Genomic DNA, 26,427 nt, shown 5'->3' on the forward strand with positions numbered 1-26,427 from the left:
AAATTCTCTTTTATTTGTGGTATGATGAAAAAAATGCATGTAAGAGGATGAGTACAGTGGCAAATTATTTAGATGTGAAACGAAAACACTTCCGTTTTCCTGCTTATGATGATACAGACGGTGTGAAGCTTCAATCCGAGCATCGCCCCGCATTCAGTAAAGCAGATGATTGGATTTTAACCGAAATCAAAGATCCCGTGAGTCATTCTCACAAGGAAGAAAATCAATCTTTGCAGCGTAAAGTGCAGTCCAGCCAACGCGATCGAGGGCACAATGTTCGTCAAAAAGAAGAGCTTGCCAATCACCGTGCCAACTTGCCTCAGTACGGAAAACGTCCGGTGAAAGAGCAGATGCCGACAGGAAAAACCAATTTTTTTGGCAAAGAAGCGAACCATTCTTCTTATCAAGTGACTAGTAAGAAGGAAAAAGCTGAGGTTCCTGTTTCTTCAAAAAAAGAATATTCGGGACGCTCTTACTTCGTGCCTAAATATATTCCTGCATCAATTATTCCAGATGAGCAAAAACCTGAAATTACGCCGAACGATTTGATGGATGCAATGGCAAAAAAACAAGAAAGTTATTTGTTATTTGACACTGAACCAGCAGCTTATCAAGTCAAAGAAGAAAGCGATCCAACCGTCAAAAAATTCAATCGCCACCCCTCTGTTGGGATGACACGCAGCGAGTTTCGAGCCAACAATAAAAAAAATGGTGAGAAAAAACGGTCCGTTTTAGATCGATCATTAAAAGGAATGATTGAAGACGATCAACAAGCAGAATCTTCAAATGGCTATTTTCGTTCTAAATAGCAGAGACAGTTACTTTTAATAGAAGTAGTCCTTTGAGCATAACGATGAATGATTTCAGCTAGATGGCGAACATCTAGCTGTTTTTTTTGTGTGCTGAAACTGCCGATTTCACAAAATACTTAGTCGAATTACATTTTTCACCGACTGAGGAATATTCTGATTTTACTAAGCAATAGCGTGGGCTATAGAATAAAGTGAAACGATCAAAACCATCGTTATTTATAATGTTTGTTATTTTAATTGGCGATTTCTTTTGTCATTTAAAATCGATGGCAGGATTGTGGTTTTCTGATCAGCCGTAATTGAAAAAAGGAAGCAAGCGTCCTGATGGTTAAAGCTGCTCTTTGGGAAGGACTGATCCATGATCGATTTCAAGGGAAAGATACGCTGAAAGGTGGGGCATCAACAAATGAACAAGAAAAAGAGAAAGGTATATTTCACCATCATTATTGGTTTACTTGGAGGACTCTACTTTTTTTCAACCATGAGTGTGTTTTCTTCAAACATTTTCTTTGCTGCACAGCTGGAGGAAGAAACGGTTGCGAGTGACCCATTCGAACCGATACGAGAGAAAGAGGCTGAGGAAAAAGTTGCCATTTATTTTGATGAATCAACGAAAGCCGGGACTGTAGGAGACATGTTACTAGTTGCGTTTCATACGGGCCGTCCCATTAGTGAAATAGCGATCCGGTTGCCGCAATCTGCAGTTTTTGTTGAAGAGAAGTTGCCAAAGGGAGTCAAAATTACGTCAACCACTGAAGAGAATGGTTGGAAACTAACGACTGATATCCCTAGAAGTGATTTTTTGGTTCCATTGGTAGTTGATACAGCAGGGGCGTTTCCATTTGAAGTAGCAGAATCAATGATAATACTTGAAATAAAGGAAGCACGGGAGACAAACCCTACGGATACACAAGAGGATGCGCTAACCGATTCGAGTGACTCCACTGATCAATTCGATCAAGAGGACAAAGAGGATCAATTACCAAAAGAGAAGGAAATAGAAAGCCAGATTCCTGACGAATCAGAGTCAGATCCTGGCAATCTATATCTGTTAGGCGACGACGTAAAAAAGAGAGGGGTTGCTAACTGGGTCGAATTTATGGCTGCAATGGTCGATCCGACGGTCAATTATATTTATTTGACAGCCAGTTTTCAAACGAACGATAATCCTCGTTTAGGCATTACGGGAATTGACGGCTGGAGCAGCAGTGCCAATCCTAATGGCGGATTAGCCTATGTTTATATCAATGCCTCGAGAGTTTCAAGAACGTTAATCATCGATGGTCTCGACACCTTTCAGATGGATCTTAGAGCCGTAGCGATCTGTTTCCGCGATTCCAGTGTCAATCCTGATTCCCCATGGGACATTACCTTGCAAAATTTGGAACTCTACCATGGAAACTTTTGGGGGGCAATTGAATACCATGATTTGAACATGTCAAATCAGCAGCGTTCAATCATTCGGTACCACAATCTCAACCATACGGGCAATCAGTTGTTTTACGGGTTGCACTCTCGAGCCAGCTTTTCTGGACATTCGGTTTCACACCAAACGCCTAGATATACATCAGACTTCAATGCTTCTTGGATGATTCACTCGAACACCCAAGCGAATTTTGAAATCAACCAAATCGAGCTTCGTGAGGGAGCAAACGTCGAAATGTCGACGATCAGCTCAGGAAATCTTGATTTTTATAATATAAATGCGCGTCTCGTATTAGGGGATAATGCCCGACTATCATTAAATGCCAACGGTTCAGCTGGTGAAGCAGGCGGTGCTAATATTCGCTTTGTCGCTGGCAATGGACGCATTGAGTTAGGAAAAGGCGCGGAATTGACACTAAATACACAAAACAACAGCCCAGCAGTCATCACATCAGGCACGCCCCATGATATTCGCTTAATGGAAAAAAGTCGCTTGTCGGTTGCTGCTGCAAACCGAACGTTGTACAGTCATATTTTCTGGTTAAGTGCCAATACGCATGTCACCTTAGAAGACAGCAGCACCTTAGAGGTTGAAGCAACAAATCAAAATACAACCGCAAATATCTTCCACTTCTCTGGCACGACTGGCAATCTCAACGTGGGCAAAGATGCTACCTTAGATATTCGTTCGGACAGCCCACAAGCTGTCCAACGGCTACTTTTCTTTACCGGTGCCAACAATCCCGCAAGATTGACGATCGACGATGCCAAGCGTGTCAATTTGCAAAGAACCCGCGCCATAACGACCACCACAAATGGTCTAATTGAAGGGGGAGGAATCACTGCAAAGAATCAGGCGATTCGCCAGTGGCGGCATGGAAATACAGGAGAGACAGTTGATTTTCAGTGGCAACCGATTTTGTCCATGACTGCGGCGATTTCAGGAACCAATACCAATGTGACCAATGTATCTTCGCTAAATGAGGAAACAAGTCGAGGGTTTGCCGCGCAGTTTGCTTCTCGTTCGCAACGGCTATTGTTTGAGAACATACCAGACGTCACGGTGACCATCGATCCTTTGACAGAAGATAGAACCTTACCTAATGCCTATACGATTTCGGGAACCGCCAATCCTGGTAGCTACCTTCGATTCCAAAGAGAGGGACTGATGCCAGAACCGACGCTTGAAACGACAGTCGATAGTGCTGGCAATAGCACGTATTTTCACACCCAAGCGGATGAAAACGGGCATTATTTACTTGATCTATCTGATTTAGAACCTTTCCAGTATTTTACTCAAGGTGAGGTGGTCACCGCTCAGGCATTTCTTGATGGCAAATGGGCAGAAGCATCAACCACTGTGGAACCCATTGGTGACGTAGACCCAAAAGATCCCCTTGATCCTGATCAACCGATTCTACCTGAAAATCCACCCTTGATACCAGAAAATCGCGGGTTTATCAGTATAGACTTTGTTTCACAATTCGATTTTGGTACAGTACCGATTCGCTCGTCGACAAGCCGCTATCCGGCGCGTCCGCAACGAATTTCTTTAGTGGATGATCATGAATCAACCGAACGACCAAACTACATTCAGGTTTCCGATCGTCGATTTCTTCAAAAGGGCTGGACCTTGAGTGCCCGATTATCAGAGGAAGGGTTCGTTAGCACGGAAGCGTTTAAGCACCACTTAAAAGGAGCGAGTGTGCATTTGACGAATATTGAAATGGTTACCTCTAGAGAAAATCCCTCTGAAGCACCAGACTACTTTGATGCAATCGAGCTGGGACCGCAGAACCAAGTGATTGCACGTGCCAATGAAAAGCAAGGGGCGGGAACTTGGATTCAACGCTATGGAAACGAGGATACCATGCAAAAAAGTGTCGAGCTGGAAATCCCTATTGGCGCGAGGCCGCAAGCAACAAGTTATCAAGGAACCATCCATTGGGAGCTGAGTTTCGTACCTGGTGCTGACGAATAACCCCTTGGAAAACAAGTAAGTATGTTCTGCAATCGTGAATATGATCGAACACTGTAAAAGTTGATCAGACAAAAAGAAGTCCATTTGCCATTGGACTTCTTTTTTGTCTGAAACAGACGAGCGGTGGTTTAAACTGCTTTTTCCACTTTGGTGGATATGCTTTTCGATCAATAGAAGAGAGTGAAACCACAGGCAATGGATCAATGAGTAAAATCATGACATGGTAGTGATCAATGAAATCACTTAAGCACTATATCTTCCCCAGTATAAATTTTATTTAGCTATTTTAGTAATTAAATCCTGCTCAAATATTTTAATTTTCTCTTGCCTTTTGATATGCTAAGAACAAGGGGGAATCAAAGATGGAAGTTGATCTACAAATGCTGGCGATGATTTTCTTTATCAATCTCGCCTATGTTACATTGAACACACTGCGATTTTTATTGACAATGAAAGGGTATCGCGTGATTGCCCCATTAGTGAGTATGATCGAAATCACGATCTATATTTTAGGCTTATCTATGGTATTGGATCGTTTGGATAACCCGCTGAATCTCTTATTCTATGCATTAGGTTATGCTGCAGGAGTCAGTATTGGTATCAAAATCGAAGATAAGCTGGCTCTGGGCTATACAATGGTCACAGTGATCCTACCTAGTAATACGGATGAGGAAAAAAGTTTGCCTAAGATCTTACGACAAGAAGGCTACGGAGTTACACAAAGTTATGGAGAAGGCTTAGAAGGGCCACGACTGATTTTAGAGATTCTTTCCCAAAGAAAAAGTGAGAAAAAGCTCTATCAAACCATCAAAGCGGTGGAAGAACGAGCGTTTATCATCAGCTATGAACCCAAGTATATCTCAGGTGGATTTTGGACCAAAAAAATCAGTCGCCGAGAAGCAAAGTTGAAAAAACAAGCACCTGTTGATTGAAGAAACTCAGTCAGCCGTGATTCATTTGAGAAGAATAGCAGAGTAAAAGACAGGGAATTTATTGATGAGAGGAAGCGTAAGGTGTGGAAAAGAAAGCAAATGGTATGATGGCGGTCATCGCTGCCCTGATCTCAAATATTTTGGTGGCTATTAGTAAGTTTGTCGGTTATGCACTAAGTGGCAGTGCAGCCATGTTGAATGAAAGCATTCATAGTGTCGTGGATTGTAGCAATCAAATCTTTTTATTGATCGGGGATAAACGGGCAACAAAGGGCCAAAGTGAACTGCATCAGTTTGGAGAAGGTCGGGCGAAATATTTTTTTAGCACGATCGTTGCGATGATGCTCTTCTTTGGTGGGGGCGCACTCGGTGTGATGGAAGCGGTAGAAAAGCTGCTGCATCCTGCCCATGAAGTTGGTAACGCTTGGTTGGTGATCGCTATTTTGATTTTCGGGATGATCGTTGAAGGAAGTTCGTTGTGGATCGCGATCAAGGAGATCCGCGAACTGAATGTGGAACGTCAACCAATCTATCGTTTTTTGAAAGAAAGTCGGCATAGTGAGATTCTGATCATTTTCACAGAAGACTTTTGTGCAATGATCGGCCTAATGATCGCACTATTTGGTACGATTTTAACCATGATTACGGGTAACGCATTTTTTGATGCCTTCAGTGGTTTATTGATTGGTCTTTTATTGATGGTAGCAGCCATTTTCTTAGCCCGCGAATTTTACAGTCTACTGATTGGCGAAAGTGTCACAAAACGGGATCTAGCAGTGATCAAAAGAGCATTTGAACGGCCAGATGTTGATCGCTTGATTGATGTTAAAACGGTGCATTTAGGACCATCAGAAATTTTGATTGCGGCAAAAGTTGATATTGCCTCGAAACAAGAAGAGGTCGGCTATGAGATCATTAATGAGATTGAAGCCGAGATTCGACACCAGATGGCAGATAAAAAAGTCTATATTTATATTGAGACAGATGAGTATGACCCTCACTATATGGAGAAACGGCGCAAACTTGTGCGACCTTCCCACTGATTTAGCTAGAATAAAGCAGCTTTTTTTGATACAATAGACAAGGATTATCACATAGTGAAGGAGATTTCAAAATTATGATCAATGCAAGTGACTTAAGAGCTGGAATGACATTCGTTCAAGACGGCAAACTTATCAAAGTATTAGATGCTAGCCATCACAAACCAGGTAAGGGAAATACGGTTATGCGTATGAAATTACGGGACGTTCGGACTGGTTCGACTTATGATACAACCTTCCGTCCAGAAGAAAAATTTGAAAAAGCGCATATTGATACGAAAGCTGTACAATATCTATACACAATGGATGATACAGCATTCTTCATGGATCTGGAAACCTATGAACAATATGAAATTCCAGTTGAAGTGGTAGAAGAAGAAATGAAATTTATTCTTGAAAACATGGAAGTAAAAATCCAATTCTTCGGCAGCGAAGTAATCGGCGTTCAACTACCATCAAGCGTAATCTTAAAGGTTGTTGAAACACAGCCGTCGATCAAAGGGGCGACTGTGACTGGTTCAGGCAAGCCAGCAACGATGGAAACGGGCTTAGTTGTCAATGTTCCTGACTTTGTTGAAGAAGGCGAAATGCTAGAAATCAATACAGCTGAAGGTACCTACTTAAAACGTGCGAAATAAGAAAAAAACCGCGACTTGTTCGCGGTTTTTTCTTTTGCTCTGGAGGAGGGATCAAAAGTGAATCATTTCCCGTCTGCCAATGATTTTTGTAAGGGATAAATACTATAGGGTTTACTGATAAAGTAGGCGACGGAGCAGACGATCACAAACAAGGGCAGATTTTCAAAGCCAAAGACTTCCCCACCGATAAAGATCGGTGCAAATAAAGTGCTAGTAGCACTGCCAAAGACACTGGCATAGCCTAGGGCTGCCACCAGTTCGATAGGCAGTCCGAAGAGCGGTGCCAGCACGACGCCCAAAGAGGCGCCGATCGCAAACAAAGGGGTGACTTCTCCGCCCAAAAAACCAATACTGATAGTCAGTACAGTTAACACCATCTTAAGCAGCCAGTCATAAGAATAGATTGGTTGATTCGTGAAACTAGCGCTGATCAAATTCGTTCCTAAACCTGAATAACGACCATGATACAAAAGGACAAAAAGTAAGACTAGCACGAGTGAACCGATGCCGATGCGCCAGAGAGGATGAGGAAAGCGTCGTTTCATGATCCGTTTCATCGTTTCTAATAATCCCGCAAAGCTGCCACCAACAATACCAAATAGTAAGCCAATCAAAAGTAATTTCAGAAAAACAGCCAAAGTCAAATCGGGGGACGGTGACAAAGCAAAACTAAATTTTTCTAATCCTAACAATTGAGAAGTCGTACTAGCAGTGAAAGCAGCCAGCAAAGTTGGTAAGAGTGCATGATGACTGAATTTACCGATGACAAGTACCTCCAGTGCGAAGAACGTCGCAGCGATCGGGGTTTCAAATAAACCAGCAAATCCCGCAGCCATCCCAATCATGATCAGGGTGCTGGCGTACTTTTCTAGTCGCAGCCATTTTCCTAAGCGATTGGCGATGGTGGCACCTAACTGAACCGCAACCCCTTCTCTGCCAGCGCTTCCTCCAAATAAATGCGTCAGCCAGGTTCCCACCATTACAAAAGGAATCAAGCGCAACGGAATGTCTTTTTCTTCTTCATGTCCGACTAAAAACACTAAATTCATTCCCTGAGGACTTCGGTCACCGTACTTTTGGAACAGGTAAGTAAAACAAATGCCGATAATGGGTAAAAAGAGAATCAAGGGCAAAAAATGACTATCACGAAAGGCGCTTAAGGAAAGTAGGATCTTCCCAAAGAAGGTGTCGACGGCTCCAGCGAATACGCCAATAACCAGACTGACCACACCTAAAGCAGTCAGTTCCCAATTAGTTGTTTTTTGTTTCATCATTTCTATCACGATCCTTTAAAAAGAATATAGGAACAATGCTCCTGCAAATACGACGACCTAGTGAAAATAAAAAAATGACTGCTACACACTAAAAAAAGTGGTAGAAGTCATTAGCAAAATTGCGGTTTCAGTAAGAACTGAGGGAGACATTCATTCCCGATTAGCATCAATATTATCTGATAAAACCCTCCTTTTGTCAATGGATGTTTGTTGTGAAAAGCAATTCATCTAACACTTATCTTTTCTACATAGTTATGGTAAAATTAATCTCATAAGAACTTATATGGGAATTGAGCGCCTTGAGGATAATTGGCATGAAAAGGGATGAAAGGACGATCCTTCTACTGTTTTACCAAGGGTAAGACAGTGAGTAGTGAGGAATCGAAGAGGAATAAAAAATGGTTGCATTTATGACGAGCGAAAAATGGCTGCAAAGTGAGCGTTTTTATTATGTGATCCTACCAATTCTCATGGTAGTTGGTCTGATTGCGTTATTAGGGTTCCTGATGGTTCTGCTTTATCGAGAAAACCGCAACCCAAAAGTGACGCTATTGCTTGGCGGCATAGTCGTTACGTGTCTATTAGGTTTTTTTATTGGGGATCAAGTGTATGGTGAATTCAAAACGTATAATGCGCTGATCACACCGAATATCCGAGATCGCGAAAAGATGTTTCTAGGCTATAAATATTACGAATCTGATACTACAGCAATTTATCAGCGCATCCAAAGCAATGAAGCGATTGAAACTTTAGGAATCTATCAAGCAATACCGGTGGAACGGGCGATTGAATTTCTTGGTTCTGCTCATAACTCCGTATATTTTAAAATGGGCGCCCAGGTTTACTATGCTCGCTATCAACCGACTTTTGTGGATGAGGAAACAACTGCTAAACTGCAGGGGGTTCAATACCATTTGACTGATCCTTCCTTTGAAACAATTGGTTTCTATTCCGAAACCAACAACTATTTAACGGCAATTACGATTCCAAAGTCCCAAGAAACCCTCGAATATCAATCCGTTGATTCTGTGATCCCGAAAGAATTTGGGAAAAGTCAAACCCAATGGGCGTTACCGAATAGGAATGAATAACGATAAAAAAACTACCTAAGTCACGAAAGAAAGCTCCCTCAAGAAGGAAACTTCCGTGCGCAGGTAGTTTTTTGCATGCTTGGTCAGAGAACATTGCTTTTCCTATGACTGATCAGGTAGTCCTCTTTCTTTTTGCGAGGCAATTTTTTGAAGGCGGCTTCTGCTTGAGTGGCTTTACTGCGAGTGGAAAAGCTTTCCGCATGGATCATTTGCAAGGGTCTGCGACTAGCGGGACGGGTATATTTTGCCCCGATCCCTTTGTTATGCTCTAATAAGCGGCGACTCAAATCGGTAGTATAGCCGCCGTAAAAGGATTGGTCGTTGCAACGTAAGACATAAAAGTAATGGTTGTCAGCAGCCATAGAGCATCGCCTTCACTTCTGGACTATAAGAGCCCGTTTCATCATAGGTAATGAGAGGAGAATCAATTTTAAACCCTTCCGCCTTACCATCCTTGATTCCTTCAATCAATAAAATATTGGCCTCTTTGCCTACTTTCGGATAGACGAAGCGGACTCGTTTTGGCGCGATTCGATGGGTGCGCATATGGTCCAAAATATCGAGAAAGCGATCCGGGCGATGAACCATCGCAAACCTTCCATTCATTTTTAACGCTTTACTGGCGGTTTGGATCACTTCATCTAAATTTGTGGTGATCTCGTGCCGGGCGATCGCTAAATAAGGATTCGGGTTTTTGATCGCCGTCGGTATATTTTTAAAGTAAGGCGGATTGCAGACCAAAAGATCGACGGAATCAGGTTTGATTTTTTGAAAGAGATTCTTCAAATCCATAGGATAGACCGTCAGCTGTTCTTGCAAGTCATTTAATTCGATACTGCGCTGCGCCATATCCGCTAAGCGTTCCTGCAATTCGACCTGATAAATATGAGCAGTCGTTTTTCTGCTGATAAATAAACCGACTGCGCCATTCCCTGCACAAAGGTCAACGATCACACCTCTTTTTGGTACTCTAGCGTAATTGGCTAATAAGACAGCATCTAATGAAAAAGAAAAAACTTCGGAACTCTGAATAATCTTGATGTCATCGGCATACAATTGGTCAATGCGTTCGTTCGGTTGCAACATGAAGCATACTCCTGTTCTAAATTCATTTCAATGTATTATACTACGATTAAGAATAATGGGAAACGCTAAAAAAGGCTTGTCATTTAAACCGTTTTTTTGCATACTTGAATAGGAGAGAAATAGAAAGGAAAATGAGTATGTTTTTTCGCTTTATGCGCGGTGTGGTTCGCGTAGTATTATTTTTGATCAACGGCAATGCTCGTTATCAAAACAAAGAGGTTTTACCTAAAAATGAAAACTATATTTTAGTGGCTCCTCACCGAACCTGGTGGGATCCATTGTACCTAGCAGTGGCTGCTCGGCCAAAGAAATTCAGTTTTATGGCGAAAGAAGAGCTGTTCAAAAACCCGATTTTACGGTTCATTTTGATTCATGCCAATGCTTTTCCAGTCAAACGGGACAAACCAGGACCGAGCGCGGTAAAGACGCCAGTCAAAATCTTGAAGGAAACCGATCTTAGCTTGATCATGTTCCCAAGTGGTACGAGACATGCAACGGCCTTAAAAGGTGGCATGGCGTTGATCGCGAAAATGGCCAAAGTCAAGATCGTTCCCTCTGTTTATCAAGGACCGCTGACATTAAAGGATTTATTTAAACGCAAGCGAGTGACTGTCCGTTTTGGGGAGCCAATCGATATCAGTGACATCAAAAAGATGGACAAAGAGGGCTTGGCGGAAGTGGAACGGCGCATACAAGGTGCATTTGACACACTGGATCAAGCGATCGATCCGTCATTTGTTTATCAAATCGATGAGTCCAAAAGAGAAGATTAATACCTAAGAAAAGCCGTTGATCCTTTTGTGATCAGCGGCTTTTTTCTAATGATTTAATCCAACAATTCGAAAGCAAATTTGGTCCATGGTTTCAAATATTCCAACAAAGGCAACTCCTCTTTTGGGATAGCACCGACTTTGTTTTTTCGGGCGTCTTGGTGAGGGGTCAAAACGATCTGCAATTCGTTTTTGTACTGACCAAAGGTATCATTGCCGATAACGATGTCCCCATAAGCAAACGGTTCTTGGTTTGTATGAGGGAGGTTTTCGATGGGACGGTATTTCACCCGTGATTGTGTGGACCGAGCGACTAACGCATTACTGTCACCGCGACGAAAATGATTGGTTTCAGCTAATATCCTCCGTTCGATTTCGCTGGCTTCTGCTTCTACGGAAACGCCAAAGGTCAGTTTGTAGCGATCGATCGTTGCCAGAGCTTTCAGTTCTGCATCCGACGCATAGGCATTGCCAACAATCACCGTATCGATCAACCCAGAAGCAAAAAGCAGCTTTCCTTGCAACGCCAAAGGTAAATCGCGACAAGATTCTAAGGTTGGCAGGCCATCATTGACTTCCCAAGGGCCAATTTTGGCTGATTGACTAGTGATGAAGGCGGCTGTTTTCAACCCATATTTTTTAAAACGTTGACTGCAGTTGCGGAAAAAAGCCTCCGTTAAGCCTGTGCCTCGTTGGGGGTAAAAATTGTGGCAGCCATATAAAAAAGGTTCATTGGCTTGATAAGAAAGGATATTTTCTAAATAGTTCACATCATTACTCATGTTTAATTCAATCGCCAAGCCGAATGGATTGAAGGTCAGTTGGGCTTCTTTGCTGCCATCAAACCCTTGATCCAAGCGGATACCGTCCGCACCTAATTCTGCAAAGAAGCTTAGATCGTCATAAGAGATCGCCAGATCACTAAAAACAGCTGGGGAAATATCTAAAATCGTTTCAAACCCAAGGTTCTTGGCAAACCCGATAATCGAAGAGAATTTTTTTCTGACGGTCTCTTTGCCTTCACTGACTTCTAGCATACTCATAAATAAGCGAGAGTAACCAAGGGCAGCAGCTTTTTTTAAATAGTCTTGATCCAGTAAAGGATCGCTATGGTCGGGGTAAATCGAAAGGCCAATTTCTCGTTTCAATGGTTTTCCCTCTTTCTAAAAAAATCGTACGAAGCACCTCTTAGTATCGAAAAATGCTGCTGTGGAGCGCTTCTTCCGATTGTCTTGATGGGTGCTTCGTCCGACCTTTATCAACAAATTATTGTGTGACTGGTTGATTTTCTTTTTCCAATTCGTTTTTGTCATAGATTTTTACGAATGGGTAATAGATCAGAATCGATAAAAGAATCAAAAGAACATTCAGCACGATCGCACGCCAATCGCCGCCAGTCGCTAAGAAAGCACCAATTGGTCCAGGCAATGTCCAAGGGGCATTGACCGTGACGGCATTGACTAAACCTGCTGAGGTGGCGACCCATGCAATGACACCATTGATTAAAGGCGCAATGATGAACGGTGGGATCAAGATTGGATTCAAGACGATCGGTGTACCGAAAATCAGTGGTTCGTTGATGTTGAAAATAGCTGGAATTAAGGCTGTTTTTCCTAGTTTTGAACCGAATTCCGATTTTGTGCGAAAAGCTAACAAAATAGCCAAACCAATCGTTGAACCAGCCCCACCAATCCAGATGAACCATTGATAAAATGGTTCGGCTGCAATATTGGGAATCATATCTCCCGATGCAAGCGCTGTTGTATTTCCTTCTAACAACTGTAACCATAATGGACGAGCCAGTGAACCAACGATAGAAGCACCATGGATCCCGAATGACCAGAAGAAGGTCGTCAAGAAGGTGATCAAAAGCACACTTGGCAAGGTATCTGCGGCACTGACTAAAGGATCGACGACTTTTGCCACGATCGTGTGCCAGTCAAAACCGATATAGTAAGTGATCGCGCCCATTCCTAAAATGATCACTAAAGTGGGAGTCAAGGCTTCAAAAGAGCGAGCAACTGCAGGTGGGACTTGTTCTGGCATCGTGATTTTGAATTTCGATTTGTCCGTTAACCGATAGATTTCAACGGCAAGAATCGAGGTGATGATCGCCACGAACATACCAGCACTCCCTAAATTGGCCATTGGCAAGACAAAACCGACCGTTCCAGCTGCATCCAACGCTTCTGCTGGGATATTGACCGGGGTGAAGGTCAGTAAGAAGGCGGTCGTTGCTAAGATCCCGCCTGAAAGACCATCAAGCTTATAAGAGCGAGAAAGACTGTATCCGATCCCGAATGCAGCATACAAGCTCATAATGTACATCGTCATTCGATAAGGCAATAAGATGGTTGTGGCATTGCTAGACAAGAATTGATAGATGCCCCAACTTTGAGGCAGCGGTGGAAAGGCTAAAATCATAAAGAACGAACTGACGATAATCAATGGCAATGTTGAAACGATCCCGTCACGAACCGCTCGCAAATGACGCTGGCTGCCAAGTTTTTCCATCGGTCCTGCCAGATGGCGTTCGATGAACTGAGTGAATTTATCTAACATGGTTTATCCTCCTAAGATGTTTTACATTTTTGTTTCCCATGGATTCGGAATGATTTTTCCTAAAATCACGCCTTGGGCTGCCCCGGTTGCTGCAGGGGCATTGTTGACACGGCTGTGAAGGGTTTCATTTCCTAAGATGGCGAAAGCCACCGCTTCTTTGGCATCGTTCGAACCGCCAATGTCATCTTGTGTTACAACGGCTACTGTTTCGGGTAAATAGCCTTTGATCATCTCAATCAGCAGATGGTTATGGGCGCCACCACCTGAAAGAATCACTTCAATATCATTTGTTCCCAACTGAGGGAAAATGAACCTTTGGTAACTGTCAGCAATGGAAAATGCGGTGAAATCGGTTAAAGTTCTCACCAAGTCTTCCGATGCTACTTGGGGATATTCGGTCATTAGCTGCTGCACAAAATGTTTGCCAAATTGTTCACGTCCAGTGCTTTTCGGCGGTTGCTGGGACAAATAAAAATGAGTTCTTAATTCCTTTTGCAAGGTGGGTATAATTGCTCCCGCTCGGGCTGTTTCACCAAACGCATCATAAGGCTGACCGAATAGCTGAACCATTAGTTCATCGATGACCATGTTTCCTGGACCTGTATCAAAAGCATATAATTCGCTTAAGCCACCATTTTTAGGCAGAACCGTAACGTTGCCGATGCCGCCAATATTTTGCAATAAGCGATTTTTATCGCCTGATTGATAAAGCAGATAGTCCGTATAAGGTACAAGGGGCGCTCCTTGCCCGCCAGCAGCCATATCCATCACTCGGAAATCGGCGACGACTTTCGTTTGTAAGCCATAAGCAATAATCGAAGGTTCGCCAATTTGCAAGGTGCTGTTATTCGCTGGATCAGCATCGGGGGAGTGCCAGATCGTTTGTCCGTGGCTGGCAACAAAATCAATGCTTTTTTCTTCAATACCGGCTTTTTGGCAGAGGATTTGACACGCTTTCAAAAATTGATACCCTAATTCAGTATTTAATTGGCAGATGAGGGGAACATTTGATTCCACCGGATCACAAGCAGTTTTTATTCGTTCCTTCAATTCTTCACCAATGGGCAGTGTGAGCATTTCCATCAGCTGGACGTCAGTTTCGGTACCGCAGCCGTTGATGTTTACTAAAGCAGCGTCGATTCCATCCAAACTGGTTCCTGACATGAGTCCTATTGCAAGCATATCTTTTCTCCTTTCTTTTAGAATAGTGATGAAAGCGATTGTTGAATTCGATTTCACACTCATTGTAAATGAAGTGTAATTATATTTCAAGATATAAATTTATAATTGAAAAAACATTTCAACATAATGATGTTAGGTGTTCGCTATTTTTATCAAAAATGGGTGGTAAATGAAATTTCGCTGGAAGAGAGATGTCTAACGATCAGGGAAAGTGGTATAATGATTGGAAGGATATTTTTTAAGAAGGTGAAGAAATGCGCTTTATACATACAGCTGATTGGCACATCGGAAAAAAACTACATGGCTATGATCTGCTGGAAGACCAACGAGCAATCATTGATCAAATCATAGCGCTAGCAAGAGCAGAAAAGGTCGATGCCATCGTCATTGCGGGGGACCTTTATGATCGTTCGGTTCCTGCTGTTGATGCAGTCAAATTACTAAATGAAAAAATCGCTGAAATCAATTTAACGAATGAACTGCCATTATTGGCTATCTCAGGAAATCATGATAGTCCAACTCGTTTAGAAACCGGCAGTCAGTGGTTTCAACAAACACGCTTTTACCTGTCCACCAGCATCGAACAAAGTTTGCACCCGGTTGAGTTTGACGATACACAATTCTTTTTACTACCGTATTTCGAACCCATCGAGGCCCGCTTGTTTTTTGATGAACCATTAATGAAGATTTCTGATAGTGTCCAAAGAGTCATTGAGGAGATGACCAAGAACTTTGACTCGTCCAAAAAGCAAGTGCTAGTGACCCATTTCTTTGTGGCGGGTTCTAGCCAAACAGATTCAGAAACAAAAATTCAAGTTGGCGGATTGGACAGCGTACCGACCACCGCTTTTGCGCCTTTTGATCGGGTTGTTTTAGGCCATTTACATGCCAATACGGCTCTCAAACACCCAAAGATCGGGTACAGCGGCTCACCACTGAAATTTTCCCTTTCTGAACGGACGAACCAAAAAGGGATCTATCTTATTGATACCGTAAAAGATACCAATGAATTTATTCCATTGACACCAAAAAGGGATATCCAGCAGCTGACGGCGTCCTTTGAGGAGTTGATCGATCCGGTTTTTTACCGTGATCTGGATCGTGAGGCGTTTTGGCATTTTCTGCTGACGGATCGTGCTGTGATTCCAAATATGATGAATCAGTTGCGAAAAATCTATCCATTTATTTTGTCTGTCGAACGGTTGAATGGACGAGAACAGACGAAAAAAAGACAGCTAACGACACGAGAAACCGACCCGCAGACCTTGATCAGTCATTTTTTTCAAGAAATGACGGGAGATTCATTGCTCGATTCACAAACCAAATGGATCGAACAAGGATTAAATGAAGCATTTGTCGTGGAAAAGAGGGAATAGTCATGCAACCGAAGTCTTTACAAATGAAAAATTTTGGTCCATTCATTGATGAAAAATTGGATTTTAGTCAGCTGCAAGCTGGCGGGTTGTTTTTGATCAGCGGTAAAACTGGTGCAGGAAAAACGACGATTTTCGATGGAATGACGTTTGCCTTGTTCGGTGAAACATCGGGGAATCTGCGCTCAGGCAAAGAAATGCGATCGATGTTTGCTTCACCAACCGAAGAGACCAGCGTCACCTTTACTTTTGAACATCAGCGTTTTACTTACCAGATCCAACGGAAACCGGAACAGACCTTAGCAAAAAAACGTGGTGACGGGGTCACCAACCAAACGGCAAAAGTCCAGCTGACAATTTTTGACGCCGAGGGCAAAGAGAAAAAGCAGATCAGTAAACGGACAGAGGTTGATGCATTTATCAAGGATCTGCTGCAGCTGGATGCCAAACAGTTTTTTCAAATCATGATGTTGCCGCAAGGAGAATTTCGTAATTTTTTGATTGCCAGCAGCAATGAGAAAGAACGCGTTTTACGGAATTTATTTGGCACGGAAATGTATCAACAATTTAATGAATGGTTGAAAGAGCAAGTCAAAGCACAAAGTAAAAAGCTTGAGCATCAGCAGCTGCTCGCCTCGCAAATCATGGAGCGCTTTGAATGGGAAGAAGCGCAGGAGGTTTTAACGGTTGCGGAAGGTCTTACTTTGTGGGCGCAGGATTTAGAAAAACAACAGGCGCAGCTTCAGCAGTTATTGCACAAAAAAGACCAAGCGATCCAAGAAATGAAAGCTGCGCAAGACGCTTTTTACCGTGCAAAAGAAATTGAAAATGCACGGATCGAATGGCAAGGTCTACAAGAAAAAGCCCGAGAGCTGCATGCTAAAAAAACCGAGATCGCTCAGAAAAAAGCCCAGTTGAACCAGTTGGTGTGGGCGCTTGAACATCAAGAAATCATGCAGCAAAAAGAAGAACGAGTGAAAGAAGCACAGCAAGCTACTCAGCAAATCAACGAAACAAAGCAGCAGCTGCAAGAAATTCAGCAGCAACAAGTAAGCTGGCAAGACCAACGAGCGTTGATTGACGGCATCAAGAAAAAACAGGAAGCTGCTAGTCAAAAAGTTCAACGAATCCAGCAGCAGATCCCGCTAGCACAGCGCACACAAGCGCAGCAAGAAGAAGTGGTGCAACTTGAAAAAGCCGCACAAAAACAGACCACCGAATTAACGAAGATAAACCAAGCGCAAGCAAGTGCCAAAGCGCAAGCGCAGCATCTGGCAGAAGAAATCGAAGCATTGCGAGGGTTTCAAGCAGAAGCGGTGAAATTAGTAGAAACGCAGGCTCTGGTAGAAAAATGGCAGCAAGCAAAAGCGCAGTTTCGTGAAGCCGAGCAAAAAGCAGGGGAACAGCAACAAATTCATTCGGAGTTGGTTCTTGAAAAACAGCAATTAGCAGCATCCTTGCTGGAGCTGCAAAAAACGTTAAAACAAGAAACCAGTCAAAATGCTCGAATGCAAATTGCTCGGCTTCGTCTTTTGCTGGAAGAAAATGAACCCTGTCCGGTTTGCGGATCATTGGATCATCCGAATACACAGGAGCACACGACCTATCGCATCGAAGACATCATTGCCAGTGAACAAAGACTTGAGCAAACACAAGAAAAATTGACGAAGATCCAGCAGCAAGTATCGGCAAATCAAACGCTGCAGGAGCAAGCCACATTGCGAATCAGCGAATGGCAAGCCACCAGTGTTGCTGCGCAGAAGCAAGTGGCATTCGCTTGGACTGCAGTTCAACAGGCATTTGCTGCCTTGCAGCCGATAGAAAACCAAGAGACGATTACCGAGGAAACGGCGGTAGCGGAACTAAAGAAACGGCAATCTTTCAATCAACAAAAAGCCGCTTCTTATGAAGACGCGCAGAAGAAACATCAGGCAGTAAATGAGAAATTAGCAACGTTAAATGAGTCCTATCAGCAAGTCAGTGAGCAAGCGAAAAAAGCCCAAGAAGCGCGCCAGCTTGCGGAGGGGAAATTGGCTTCTTTACAGGAACAACTTGCAGGCGCAACGTATGAACAATTACAAGCCGATTTAGCAAAAACCAATGGTTTACTGAGGGAATATACGCAACAAATTGAGGCTGATGCCCGACAAGAAGCGCAGCTAAACGAACAGCAAGCGATTCTTTCAGAGAAGCTGAAAAATCTGCAGCAATTTTTTGAACAAAAGCAAGCGGCTAAGACAAAAGCAGAACAACGACTGACGCAGCGACTTCAAGAAGCTGGTATGACTGAGGAAACGATGCGGGAATTGATTGCCCAAGCCGCTCAAACAACCGTTCTCTCAGAAGAAATCAAAACCTATGAGCAAGAAACGGTGTTTGTTCAGCAACGGCTAGCATTGTTAGATGCACAGTTAAAAGAGCAAGCTGCGATTGATTTAAACCAATTGGAAGCTGACTACCTTCAGTTGCAGACCGTGATGGAGGAACTACAGCAAGAAACAGTTCGCAAACAGGAGAAAGTCAACGGCAATCAACGGTTGTTTGACGAGCTGCAGGTCATTTATCAGCAAAATGTCGAAGAACTGGCCCAATTAGGCCAACTTCAGCAGTTGGCAGAAACCATCAACGGCGAAAACGTCAAAAAAACCAGCTTGGAACGGTATGTACTGCAGCAATTTCTGACAGAGATCTTAGAAGTCGCCAATGAACGCTTGGCTCGGTTGACTCGTGGCCGCTATCAATTTGAATTAGCGGATAAAGTTGGGAGCTATCGAAGCTCAACAGGCTTAGAAATTGACATCTATGACGATAATGCTGGTCAAGTCAGAAGAGCACATACACTGTCAGGCGGTGAAAGCTTTATTGCAGCCTTAGCGTTAGCAATCTCTTTAGCAGATGTGATCCAGCAACGAGCTGGCGGGATTGAGATCGAAGCACTTTTCATCGATGAAGGGTTTGGCTCGCTTGATGAAGAATCATTAGAAATGGCGATGGAAGCATTAGAAATGATCGAAAATGAAGGGCGCATGATTGGGATCATCAGTCATGTTCGAGAACTGCGGGCAAGGATCCTGCAGCAAGTTTTCGTAGAAACCAACGGCAGCGGGCAAAGCCGGATCCGAATAAAAGAATAAGGAGAGGAGGGCTCTTATGAAGTGGAGTATTCCAGAAAAAGTAATCGAGCGGGGGAGAACGTATCTTAATGAAGGCCGTGTCCTGTCTGTCACCCCGGATAAAGAAAAAAATGTGTGGCATGCAGAAGTACTCGGAACAGAATTGTATTTAGTTACTTTGGATGCTACTGCCAAAGAAGTGGATTATTGCCAATGTCCCTATTGGGAAGAACATCATTATTGCAAACATACGGTGGCCGTCGAACTCTATTTACGCCAACAAGGAAAAACACGGAAAATCAATGAACAAACCCCCATCAAAAAAGCCTTTTCTGCTTCAGAGATGTTTTCCAATGGTTTTGCTCGCTTAGACAGCGAAAAGGAAGCGAGTAAACCATTACAGATTGAATTTCGGGTAGATACGATTGCGACAAATCCTTATCACCAAGAGATGGATATTTTAGGGGTCTCTTTGAAGGTCGGGCATCGCGGCACGGCCAGGACCTATGTCGTCAAAAACATTTATAAATTTTTACAGATGTATCAAGAGAACAAGCACTATGCGGCCAATAAGCAACAGACCTTTTTGCTTTCTGCGGATGCCTTTGATGAGAAAAATCGAGCTTTATTGAATCGATTGACAGGAATCGCGCAAACCCAACAATTAATGGGGCAAGCGGGCATTCAAATCAATGGCAAACTTGATAAAAAATACTTGCTTCTGCCCGTTGAATTCGGCAAGGAACTGCTATTGCAATTCAATGATGTCTACACGCAAATCACCATTGGTGAAACCAAGGTCAGCCAAGTAGACTTCCAATCGGGGGAACCATTGACGTTTTCAGTTACAAAAGAAGCGGATCATTTTCCGCTGCAGTTCGTAAAAGACTTCGACCACTTACTTAGTTATTATAACTGGGGGCTGTTGGACGGAACATTTTATGAATTGACTGTCGAGCAAAAGGAGATCTATGTCACGATGCAGCAGCTGTTTAAACGTTTTGAACAGCCAATCATTGATTATCCAAAAGAAGAGCTGGCGAATCTCTTTATGAAAGTTTTGCCTTATTTGCGAAAAATTGGGCGTGTCCAAGTGGCTCCTGAGGTTCAAAATGACATCGAAGAATCTGAATTGAAAGCAGTTTTCTCCTTGCGGAAAATCAAAGGTCAAGTAGATCTACAAGTTGATTTTACTTATGGAGAAGTCGTTTTTTCAAGTGATGAAAAACATCAATACATGCCAGAAAATCATCCAGAGATTTTACGTGATTTCCAACAAGAAGCACGGATCGAAGCCATTATTGAAACCTTTGGCTATCAAGCCAGCAGCAAAAATTGGCAAAAAAATCTACCGCTAGGTGAGCAACTCTATACCTTTTTTACGAGAGAGATCCCGGTCTTGAGACAATTAGGGGAAGTGCGGATCGGCAAGAAGCTGAGGGAACTCTACCTTGATGCCCAGCATCATCGACCAGAAATCGTGATTGAAGAGAATGGTTCTTGGTTGGATATCAAGTTTGATGTTAGCGGCATTCAAGAATCAGAGATCAACGATGTTTTGCGGAGTCTGTTGCAATCTGCGCAATTTTATACCACAGAAAATGGGCAAGTTCTTTCGCTGGAGTCGGAAGAGTTTCAAGAAGCAAGTGCTGCCCTCAAAAAATTACGGCTATCGTTAGATACGAAAAACGGGGCAATCCAAGTCCCATTGAATCAAGGGCTATTACTGCAAGAACAGTTTGCCGATCAAGCGAGTTTTAGTACAGGCTTTCAGCAAATGACGGAAGATTTGATCCATCCAGAAAACTTTGAGGCACAGTTGCCAGACAACTTGCATGCTGAGTTGCGGCAGTACCAAGAAGTTGGCTTTCGTTGGCTAAAAATGTTGAGCCATTATCAATTTGGCGGCATTCTTGCTGATGAAATGGGGTTAGGGAAGACCGTCCAAACCATTAGCTATTTGCTTTCTGAGAAACAAGAGCATCAAAAATTGAATGCGTTGATCGTGGCGCCAGCCAGTCTAACATTCAACTGGCAGCAAGAAATCAAACGGTTCGCACCTTCAATTTCAGCGACTGTCATCAGTGGAACGAAAGAAGAGCGAGAAGCGCAGATGGCGCAATCAGCGGACGTCCGAATTACTTCTTATGCAAGCTTGCGTCAGGACATTGATGCCTATCAAGCACTAGAGCTATCGTGTTTGATTTTAGATGAAGCACAGATGGTCAAAAACAGCGCGACCAAAACGGCACAGGCATTGCGATCCTTGGAAGTTCCGCAGCGGTTCGCCCTCAGTGGCACACCGATCGAGAACAATTTAGAAGAATTGTGGTCCTTGTTCCAAATGATTATGCCAGGCTTTTTCCCCAACAAGCAGAAATTTAAGGAACTATCTACACAGGAAATTGCAAAAATGATCAAACCCTTCATTTTGCGAAGAGATAAAAAATCTGTGTTACATGATTTGCCGCAAAAGCTGGAAACAAATTATTACAGTGTCCTAACAGAGGAACAAAAGAAAATTTATTTGGCGTATTTGCGACAAATGCGAGAAGAAATCGCGCAAATGGATTCTACGTCTTTCCGCAAAAATCGGATCAGTATTTTGGCTGGCTTGACTCGTCTACGGCAAATCTGCTGTGACCCTCGATTATTCGTGGAGGACTACGGAGGGTCTTCTGGGAAACTTGAACAGGTCAAAGATTTACTCTTAGCAGCCAAAGAAAATGGCCGTCGTGTCCTGCTATTTTCTCAGTTCACCAGTATGCTTTCGATCATTGAAGAAGAATTAGCCCAGGAAGGGTTTGAATCCTTCTATTTGCGTGGCAGCACACCGCCGCAAGATCGTTTGACGATGGTCAATGCTTTTAATAGTGGCGAAAAAGATGTCTTCTTGATCTCATTAAAAGCAGGAGGAACTGGACTAAATCTGACTGGTGCAGATACAGTGATTTTATACGATTTATGGTGGAACCCGGCAGTGGAAGAACAAGCCGCTGGACGAGCCCATCGGATCGGTCAAAAAAATGTAGTCGAAGTCTGGCGAATGATCGCCGAAGGAACCATTGAAGAACGAATGGATGCATTGCAACAAGAAAAGCGTGAGCTTTTCCAAAAAGTGATTCAAGGCAATGAAACCCAGCTTCAACAAATGACCGAAGAAGATATTCGCTTAATTTTGAGTATCGGCGAAGAAAATTAAGCATTCAAAAAAACATGGACCCGCTTGAAGCGAAGGTCCATGTTTTTTTAGTTATAGGCGTATGCAGGAAGCTGCAAGAGGGCGTCAATACTTTCTTGGAGCTGCGAGAAAGCAGTGATCGACACATCGGGTAAATCTTCCAATCCATTAGGCGCCTGACGAAGACGATGATTGAACCACAAGGCTTGCCAACCGGCTTTTTTGCAGCCCACTACATCATTATCAAAGTTGTCACCTACGTACAGTGTTGTTTCTGGATCAAGAGCAAAGGCGGTTTCTGCCAATTGGAAAATTTCTAGCTCTGGTTTCTGATAACCGGTTGCTTGTGAAATGATCATATGCTCTGGTTTGATCCATCGAGTCAGTTGCAACTGATTCAACTTCTTTTGTTGGTGGTCGGTGGGACCGTTAGTAATAATTCCTAATTTGATTGGCAATTTGGACAAATAACTCAAGGTTGACTCAACTTCCGGATGTAGCGTGATAGCATCTAGTTCTTGTTCATAGCACAGCTGAAACTGGCAGCTCTCTTCCATAGTAATAGAGAAATAACCTAAGTCCGTTAGAGAATGAGTCAGCCGGTAATAACGAAAATGCTCCAGCGTCCATTCATTCGCCAATACCCTTCCAAACTGTTCATCGCTATGTACGCGAAAACGCAAATAAAGAGCGGTTAGGTCCTTGCGGGCAATTTGTGGAAAGCATGAGGTTATGGCATTACGAAATGGTTGTTGCTGGTCATATAAGGTATCATCGACATCAAAAAGAATACTAGTGATCAAAAGAGACACGCCTTTCAAAGTTAGTGAAAATTTTCAGTTTGTTTTCGAATCAATCATAAGCCATTATGACTCTAAAAAAAAGAGGAAAAACCTTGTGAAATAAAGGTTTTATTTACTGTTTTTAGAAATCCGCGTCTTGATACGTTTTCAAAATTATAGTGAATTTTACCCATTTTCACATGTTTCTCATTTTGCATTTCTTCAAAGAGTTGCTTATAATGAAAGCTATTGAGGAGGGGGAAATGTGTTAAAAAGGTTTTTTCGTTATTATCGACCGTATCGGTCACTATTTATGCTAGATTTTACTTGTGCGGTATTTGCTGGTTTATTAGAACTGGCCTTTCCCGTTGCCGTCAACCAAGTAATCGATAAGATCATGCCCCAGAACAACTTTCGCTTGATACTATTGGCTTGCTTAGGCTTGTTCTTGTTTTATGTGATCAATACTGTGTTGCAATATATCGTGGTTTTTTATGGTCATAAACTTGGGGTCAATATTGAGACAGATATGCGTCAAGAACTGTTTCGACATCTGCAGACCCAATCTTTTGAATATTATGACAATCAAAAGACCGGCAAGCTGATCAGTCGCTTGACCACGGATCTCTTTGAAATCTCTGAAGTCGCTCACCATGGGCCAGAAGATGTTTTTATTACCATCATGACTTTGGTGGGGGCATTCCTATTGATGTTGAATATGCACGTTCAATTAGCGATAGCGACATTTGCGTTGATTCCATTGATTACGATTGCCTTGGTTTTTTTCAATAAGAAAATGACCAAAGTCAATACACAGATCTATGACAACCTCGGTGAGTTCAACGCCGGAGTGGAAGCATCTGTTAGCGGCATTCGAGTGACCCAATCGTTTGCTAATGAAACGTTCGAACATAAACGCTTTGATGGATTGAGCGAAATCTATCGGCAATCGAAGATCCTTTTTTATAAGGTAATGGCGATCAGTTCAGCGTATAATTACTTTCTGATTCGCTTGATCAACTTGTTTGCTCTGATTTTTGGTGCTTACTACGTGATTCGTGGTGAACTGACGAATGGCCAGTTTGTTGGGTTTATTTTATTATCGAATGTCTTTGTTAGACCAATTGAGAAGGTCAATACGATGATTGAAAGCTATCCGAAAGGCATCGCTGGCTTCAAACGATTGACCGAAGAATTGGATAAAGAACCGACGATCAAAGACAAACCAGGGGCACGGGCTGTTCAATCATTAAAAGGGGATATCGTCTACCAAGATGTTTCTTTTTCCTATGCGGATGCGACGAAAGTCTTGAATCACATCGATTTATCGATCAAAGCTGGCGAGACGATCGCCTTCGTCGGGCAAAGTGGCTCAGGGAAAACCACGTTATGCAACTTGTTGCCGCGTTTTTATGAAGTCACTGAAGGCGCCATTACGATTGACGGCATCAATATTCAGGAGATGACCCTGGCTTCTTTACGTCAGCAGATTGGGACTGTGCAGCAAGATGTCTTTCTTTTCCCGGGAACGATTCGAGAAAATATTGCTTATGGCAAACTTGATGCAACAGAAGAAGAGATTTTAAAGGCAGTCAAATTAGCACACTTAGAAAAGGTCATCGATCAAATGACGGATGGGTTAGATACGGTCATCGGTGAACGAGGAGTCAAATTATCCGGTGGTCAAAAGCAGCGGGTAGCGATTGCTCGGATGTTCTTAAAAAACCCGCCGATTTTGATATTAGATGAAGCAACATCAGCGTTGGATACGGAAACCGAGCAAGTGATTCAAGAGTCATTGAATTCTTTGGCAGATGGCCGTACAACCTTGATCATTGCCCATCGCCTCGCAACGATCAAACATGCGACACGCATCATTGTCGTTAGTGATAAAGGCATCTTAGAAGAGGGGACCCATGAAGATTTGATGGCGAAAAAGGGACATTATCGCGCATTGCATGATGCGCAATTCGCTCGTGATGGAGAACCTTCTCTTCCTTAGAAGAAAGAAATGAACGATCAATCCAAGAAAACACTAGTCTTTTTATACTTTGTCAGGAAAAAGCATAAAAGACGGGTTTCTTAGGTTGATCTTTTTTCACTAAATTTTTGTGAGAAACCCTTTTCATTTATAAGCAGATATTCATTTCTCCTACTGTTTTATTGTCGATTATGACAGAAATGCTTGTATGGTTTTCTGATTAAAAAGGAATGTGATACAATGGAATCAAGAATGAAGACATTGGTTGAGAATCTTCTCTGGAAAAAATAACATATATTTTTATTGTAGCCCTGTCGTTTCCAAGGCAACAAGGTATCGTGAAATTTTTCCTTTGAAAACGATTGAGCCATGGACTTGGTTTTTTTCTCCATTTTTTTGATTACACATGTAATTACAGAGGGGAAATTAAAAAACGCGGGATTCAACTAAAAGAGTATTTTAATATTCTGACATCTTTTTGATACACCTTTGACACACTGTTGTATAAAAGAAGTAATATTAAAAAAAAATTTGATTTTTCTCATTTAAAAATAAACTTTTTGAGTGAAACCTTTTGCCTAAAAGGTTTCGCTTTTAATATAACTTTCGAGTTTTATTAAAAAATATGAGATTTAGACTAGATTTTTTTTAGTTAAACCTGTATAATTGAAATCAAGCGAGGGAACAGGACTTGCTTGATTGAAAATTAAAAAGGAGAGATGCACGTTGTTGACACTATACACTTCCCCAAGTTGCACATCTTGTCGCAAAGCTCGTGCGTGGTTACAAGAGCACGAAATCCCTTTTGTTGAAAGAAATATTTTTTCAGAACCGTTAAATATTTCTGAGCTTAAGGCAATTCTACAAATGACAGAAGATGGCACAGAAGAAATTATTTCCACCAGATCCAAAGTATTCCAAAAGTTGAATATGGATCTAGATGACCTGCCCCTAAAAGATTTATTGACACTTGTTCAAGAAAATCCAGGATTATTGCGTCGGCCAATTATGATCGATGAAAAACGATTGCAAGTTGGGTTTAATGAAGATGAAATTCGTCGGTTCTTACCTAGGGATGTTCGCCAACTGGAACTAAGACAAGCGCAATTAATGGCAGGCTTATAAATTTGACTTCATCGACTCGCTTTCTCGTAGAAAGTGAGTCTTTTTTTGAGTTTTTACGTTTTTCTTAAGAGGATATTCG

Annotated in this window: 19 protein-coding genes and 1 riboswitch; of the genes, 12 read left to right on the forward strand and 7 right to left on the reverse strand. The window is 42.5% G+C overall.

Features of this window, described 5'->3' with window-relative positions; genetic code table 11:
- Positions 1-47 precede the first annotated feature (47 nt).
- The 5 genes from IGJ17_RS06335 to efp all read left to right on the forward strand — a co-directional run bounded on the left by IGJ17_RS06335 (position 48) and on the right by efp (position 6,828).
- A complete protein-coding gene (locus IGJ17_RS06335; protein WP_005236785.1) occupies positions 48-809 on the forward strand; it encodes a hypothetical protein in 762 nt (253 codons plus the stop codon).
- A gap of 409 nt (positions 810-1,218) precedes the next feature.
- The gene (locus tag IGJ17_RS06340; protein WP_422705340.1) at positions 1,219-4,218 is read left to right on the forward strand and encodes a WxL domain-containing protein; all 3,000 of its coding nucleotides are present in this window, start codon (positions 1,219-1,221) and stop codon (positions 4,216-4,218) included.
- Between the two features lie 362 nt (positions 4,219-4,580).
- On the forward strand, positions 4,581-5,150 hold the full coding sequence (locus IGJ17_RS06345) for a DUF2179 domain-containing protein (RefSeq protein ID WP_005236782.1): 570 nt from the start codon (positions 4,581-4,583) through the stop codon (positions 5,148-5,150).
- 104 nt (positions 5,151-5,254) lie between these two features.
- Positions 5,255-6,193, forward strand: coding sequence for a cation diffusion facilitator family transporter (locus IGJ17_RS06350; RefSeq protein WP_034872243.1), 939 nt, complete (start codon positions 5,255-5,257; stop codon positions 6,191-6,193).
- Positions 6,194-6,267: 74 nt separating this feature from the next.
- Positions 6,268-6,828: an elongation factor P gene (gene efp / locus IGJ17_RS06355; RefSeq protein WP_005229668.1), complete on the forward strand. Its 561-nt coding sequence runs from the start codon at positions 6,268-6,270 to the stop codon at positions 6,826-6,828.
- A 62-nt stretch (positions 6,829-6,890) separates the two neighbouring features.
- On the opposite strand, the gene IGJ17_RS06360 is transcribed toward efp, so the two are convergent.
- Positions 6,891-8,102 carry a chloride channel protein gene (locus IGJ17_RS06360; RefSeq protein ID WP_008379710.1) on the reverse strand — a complete coding sequence of 404 codons (1,212 nt, stop codon included), beginning with the start codon at positions 8,100-8,102 and terminating at the stop codon, positions 6,891-6,893.
- A gap of 94 nt (positions 8,103-8,196) precedes the next feature.
- Positions 8,197-8,269, reverse strand: a riboswitch (Fluoride riboswitch).
- Between the two features lie 231 nt (positions 8,270-8,500).
- Between IGJ17_RS06360 and IGJ17_RS06365 the strand changes: the two genes are divergently transcribed.
- Entirely contained in the window at positions 8,501-9,193 is a 693-nt protein-coding gene (locus IGJ17_RS06365; RefSeq protein WP_005236777.1) for a hypothetical protein, read from the forward strand.
- A gap of 83 nt (positions 9,194-9,276) precedes the next feature.
- Here IGJ17_RS06365 and IGJ17_RS06370 read toward each other — a convergent pair whose 3' ends face one another.
- Positions 9,277-9,555, reverse strand: coding sequence for a GIY-YIG nuclease family protein (locus IGJ17_RS06370; RefSeq protein ID WP_005236776.1), 279 nt, complete (start codon positions 9,553-9,555; stop codon positions 9,277-9,279).
- Positions 9,545-10,279, reverse strand: coding sequence for a tRNA1(Val) (adenine(37)-N6)-methyltransferase (locus IGJ17_RS06375; protein WP_005236774.1), 735 nt, complete (start codon positions 10,277-10,279; stop codon positions 9,545-9,547). Before IGJ17_RS06375 ends, IGJ17_RS06370 begins: the two co-directional genes overlap by 11 nt.
- A 137-nt stretch (positions 10,280-10,416) precedes the next feature.
- Here IGJ17_RS06375 and IGJ17_RS06380 point away from each other — a divergent pair, with 137 nt between their 5' ends.
- Positions 10,417-11,052, forward strand: coding sequence for a lysophospholipid acyltransferase family protein (locus IGJ17_RS06380; RefSeq protein ID WP_005229679.1), 636 nt, complete (start codon positions 10,417-10,419; stop codon positions 11,050-11,052).
- A gap of 53 nt (positions 11,053-11,105) precedes the next feature.
- Here the strand turns inward: IGJ17_RS06380 and IGJ17_RS06385 are convergent, their stop codons facing one another.
- The 3 genes from IGJ17_RS06385 to anmK form a co-directional block, all read right to left on the reverse strand.
- Positions 11,106-12,197: a DUF871 domain-containing protein gene (locus tag IGJ17_RS06385; RefSeq protein WP_086332236.1), complete on the reverse strand. Its 1,092-nt coding sequence runs from the start codon at positions 12,195-12,197 to the stop codon at positions 11,106-11,108.
- A 118-nt stretch (positions 12,198-12,315) separates the two neighbouring features.
- Positions 12,316-13,611 (reverse strand): PTS sugar transporter subunit IIC, encoded by a 1,296-nt coding sequence (locus tag IGJ17_RS06390; RefSeq protein ID WP_008379718.1) that lies wholly within the window; start codon positions 13,609-13,611, stop codon positions 12,316-12,318.
- Positions 13,612-13,632: 21 nt separating this feature from the next.
- The gene (gene anmK / locus IGJ17_RS06395) at positions 13,633-14,793 is read right to left on the reverse strand and encodes an anhydro-N-acetylmuramic acid kinase AnmK (protein ID WP_429961163.1); all 1,161 of its coding nucleotides are present in this window, start codon (positions 14,791-14,793) and stop codon (positions 13,633-13,635) included.
- A gap of 254 nt (positions 14,794-15,047) precedes the next feature.
- Here anmK and IGJ17_RS06400 point away from each other — a divergent pair, with 254 nt between their 5' ends.
- From IGJ17_RS06400 to IGJ17_RS06410, 3 genes are read left to right on the forward strand one after another with little or no spacing between them, the layout of a single operon-like run.
- Positions 15,048-16,169, forward strand: coding sequence for an exonuclease SbcCD subunit D (locus IGJ17_RS06400; protein ID WP_005236763.1), 1,122 nt, complete (start codon positions 15,048-15,050; stop codon positions 16,167-16,169).
- A 2-nt stretch (positions 16,170-16,171) separates the two neighbouring features.
- Positions 16,172-19,300 carry an AAA family ATPase gene (locus tag IGJ17_RS06405; protein WP_086332238.1) on the forward strand — a complete coding sequence of 1,043 codons (3,129 nt, stop codon included), beginning with the start codon at positions 16,172-16,174 and terminating at the stop codon, positions 19,298-19,300.
- A gap of 16 nt (positions 19,301-19,316) precedes the next feature.
- Positions 19,317-22,481, forward strand: coding sequence for a DEAD/DEAH box helicase (locus IGJ17_RS06410; RefSeq protein ID WP_086332239.1), 3,165 nt, complete (start codon positions 19,317-19,319; stop codon positions 22,479-22,481).
- Between the two features lie 47 nt (positions 22,482-22,528).
- Here IGJ17_RS06410 and IGJ17_RS06415 read toward each other — a convergent pair whose 3' ends face one another.
- Positions 22,529-23,263 (reverse strand): HAD family hydrolase, encoded by a 735-nt coding sequence (locus tag IGJ17_RS06415; protein WP_034872213.1) that lies wholly within the window; start codon positions 23,261-23,263, stop codon positions 22,529-22,531.
- Positions 23,264-23,507: 244 nt separating this feature from the next.
- On the opposite strand from IGJ17_RS06415, the gene IGJ17_RS06420 reads away from it, so the two are divergent.
- Positions 23,508-25,244 carry an ABC transporter ATP-binding protein gene (locus tag IGJ17_RS06420; protein ID WP_086332240.1) on the forward strand — a complete coding sequence of 579 codons (1,737 nt, stop codon included), beginning with the start codon at positions 23,508-23,510 and terminating at the stop codon, positions 25,242-25,244.
- 705 nt (positions 25,245-25,949) lie between these two features.
- Positions 25,950-26,348: a transcriptional regulator SpxA gene (gene spxA, locus IGJ17_RS06425; RefSeq protein ID WP_003127030.1), complete on the forward strand. Its 399-nt coding sequence runs from the start codon at positions 25,950-25,952 to the stop codon at positions 26,346-26,348.
- Positions 26,349-26,427: the final 79 nt, after the last annotated feature.

The sequence above is a fragment of the Enterococcus sp. DIV1096b genome (assembly GCF_050498765.1).
In the GTDB taxonomy this organism is placed as follows: domain Bacteria; phylum Bacillota; class Bacilli; order Lactobacillales; family Enterococcaceae; genus Enterococcus_D; species Enterococcus_D entomosocium.

What these genes read in the sequence shown, in the direction of transcription:
- IGJ17_RS06335 (WP_005236785.1), top strand. Translation starts at nt 48, where the DNA reads ATGAGTACAGTGGCAAATTATTTAGATGTGAAACGAAAACACTTCCGT.
- IGJ17_RS06340 (WP_422705340.1), top strand. Translation starts at nt 1,219, where the DNA reads ATGAACAAGAAAAAGAGAAAGGTATATTTCACCATCATTATTGGTTTA.
- IGJ17_RS06345 (WP_005236782.1), top strand. Translation starts at nt 4,581, where the DNA reads ATGGAAGTTGATCTACAAATGCTGGCGATGATTTTCTTTATCAATCTC.
- IGJ17_RS06350 (WP_034872243.1), top strand. Translation starts at nt 5,255, where the DNA reads ATGATGGCGGTCATCGCTGCCCTGATCTCAAATATTTTGGTGGCTATT.
- efp (WP_005229668.1), top strand. Translation starts at nt 6,268, where the DNA reads ATGATCAATGCAAGTGACTTAAGAGCTGGAATGACATTCGTTCAAGAC.
- IGJ17_RS06360 (WP_008379710.1), bottom strand. Translation starts at nt 8,102, where the DNA reads ATGATGAAACAAAAAACAACTAATTGGGAACTGACTGCTTTAGGTGTG.
- IGJ17_RS06365 (WP_005236777.1), top strand. Translation starts at nt 8,501, where the DNA reads ATGGTTGCATTTATGACGAGCGAAAAATGGCTGCAAAGTGAGCGTTTT.
- IGJ17_RS06370 (WP_005236776.1), bottom strand. Translation starts at nt 9,555, where the DNA reads ATGGCTGCTGACAACCATTACTTTTATGTCTTACGTTGCAACGACCAA.
- IGJ17_RS06375 (WP_005236774.1), bottom strand. Translation starts at nt 10,279, where the DNA reads ATGTTGCAACCGAACGAACGCATTGACCAATTGTATGCCGATGACATC.
- IGJ17_RS06380 (WP_005229679.1), top strand. Translation starts at nt 10,417, where the DNA reads ATGTTTTTTCGCTTTATGCGCGGTGTGGTTCGCGTAGTATTATTTTTG.
- IGJ17_RS06390 (WP_008379718.1), bottom strand. Translation starts at nt 13,611, where the DNA reads ATGTTAGATAAATTCACTCAGTTCATCGAACGCCATCTGGCAGGACCG.
- anmK (WP_429961163.1), bottom strand. Translation starts at nt 14,793, where the DNA reads ATGCTTGCAATAGGACTCATGTCAGGAACCAGTTTGGATGGAATCGAC.
- IGJ17_RS06400 (WP_005236763.1), top strand. Translation starts at nt 15,048, where the DNA reads ATGCGCTTTATACATACAGCTGATTGGCACATCGGAAAAAAACTACAT.
- IGJ17_RS06405 (WP_086332238.1), top strand. Translation starts at nt 16,172, where the DNA reads ATGCAACCGAAGTCTTTACAAATGAAAAATTTTGGTCCATTCATTGAT.
- IGJ17_RS06410 (WP_086332239.1), top strand. Translation starts at nt 19,317, where the DNA reads ATGAAGTGGAGTATTCCAGAAAAAGTAATCGAGCGGGGGAGAACGTAT.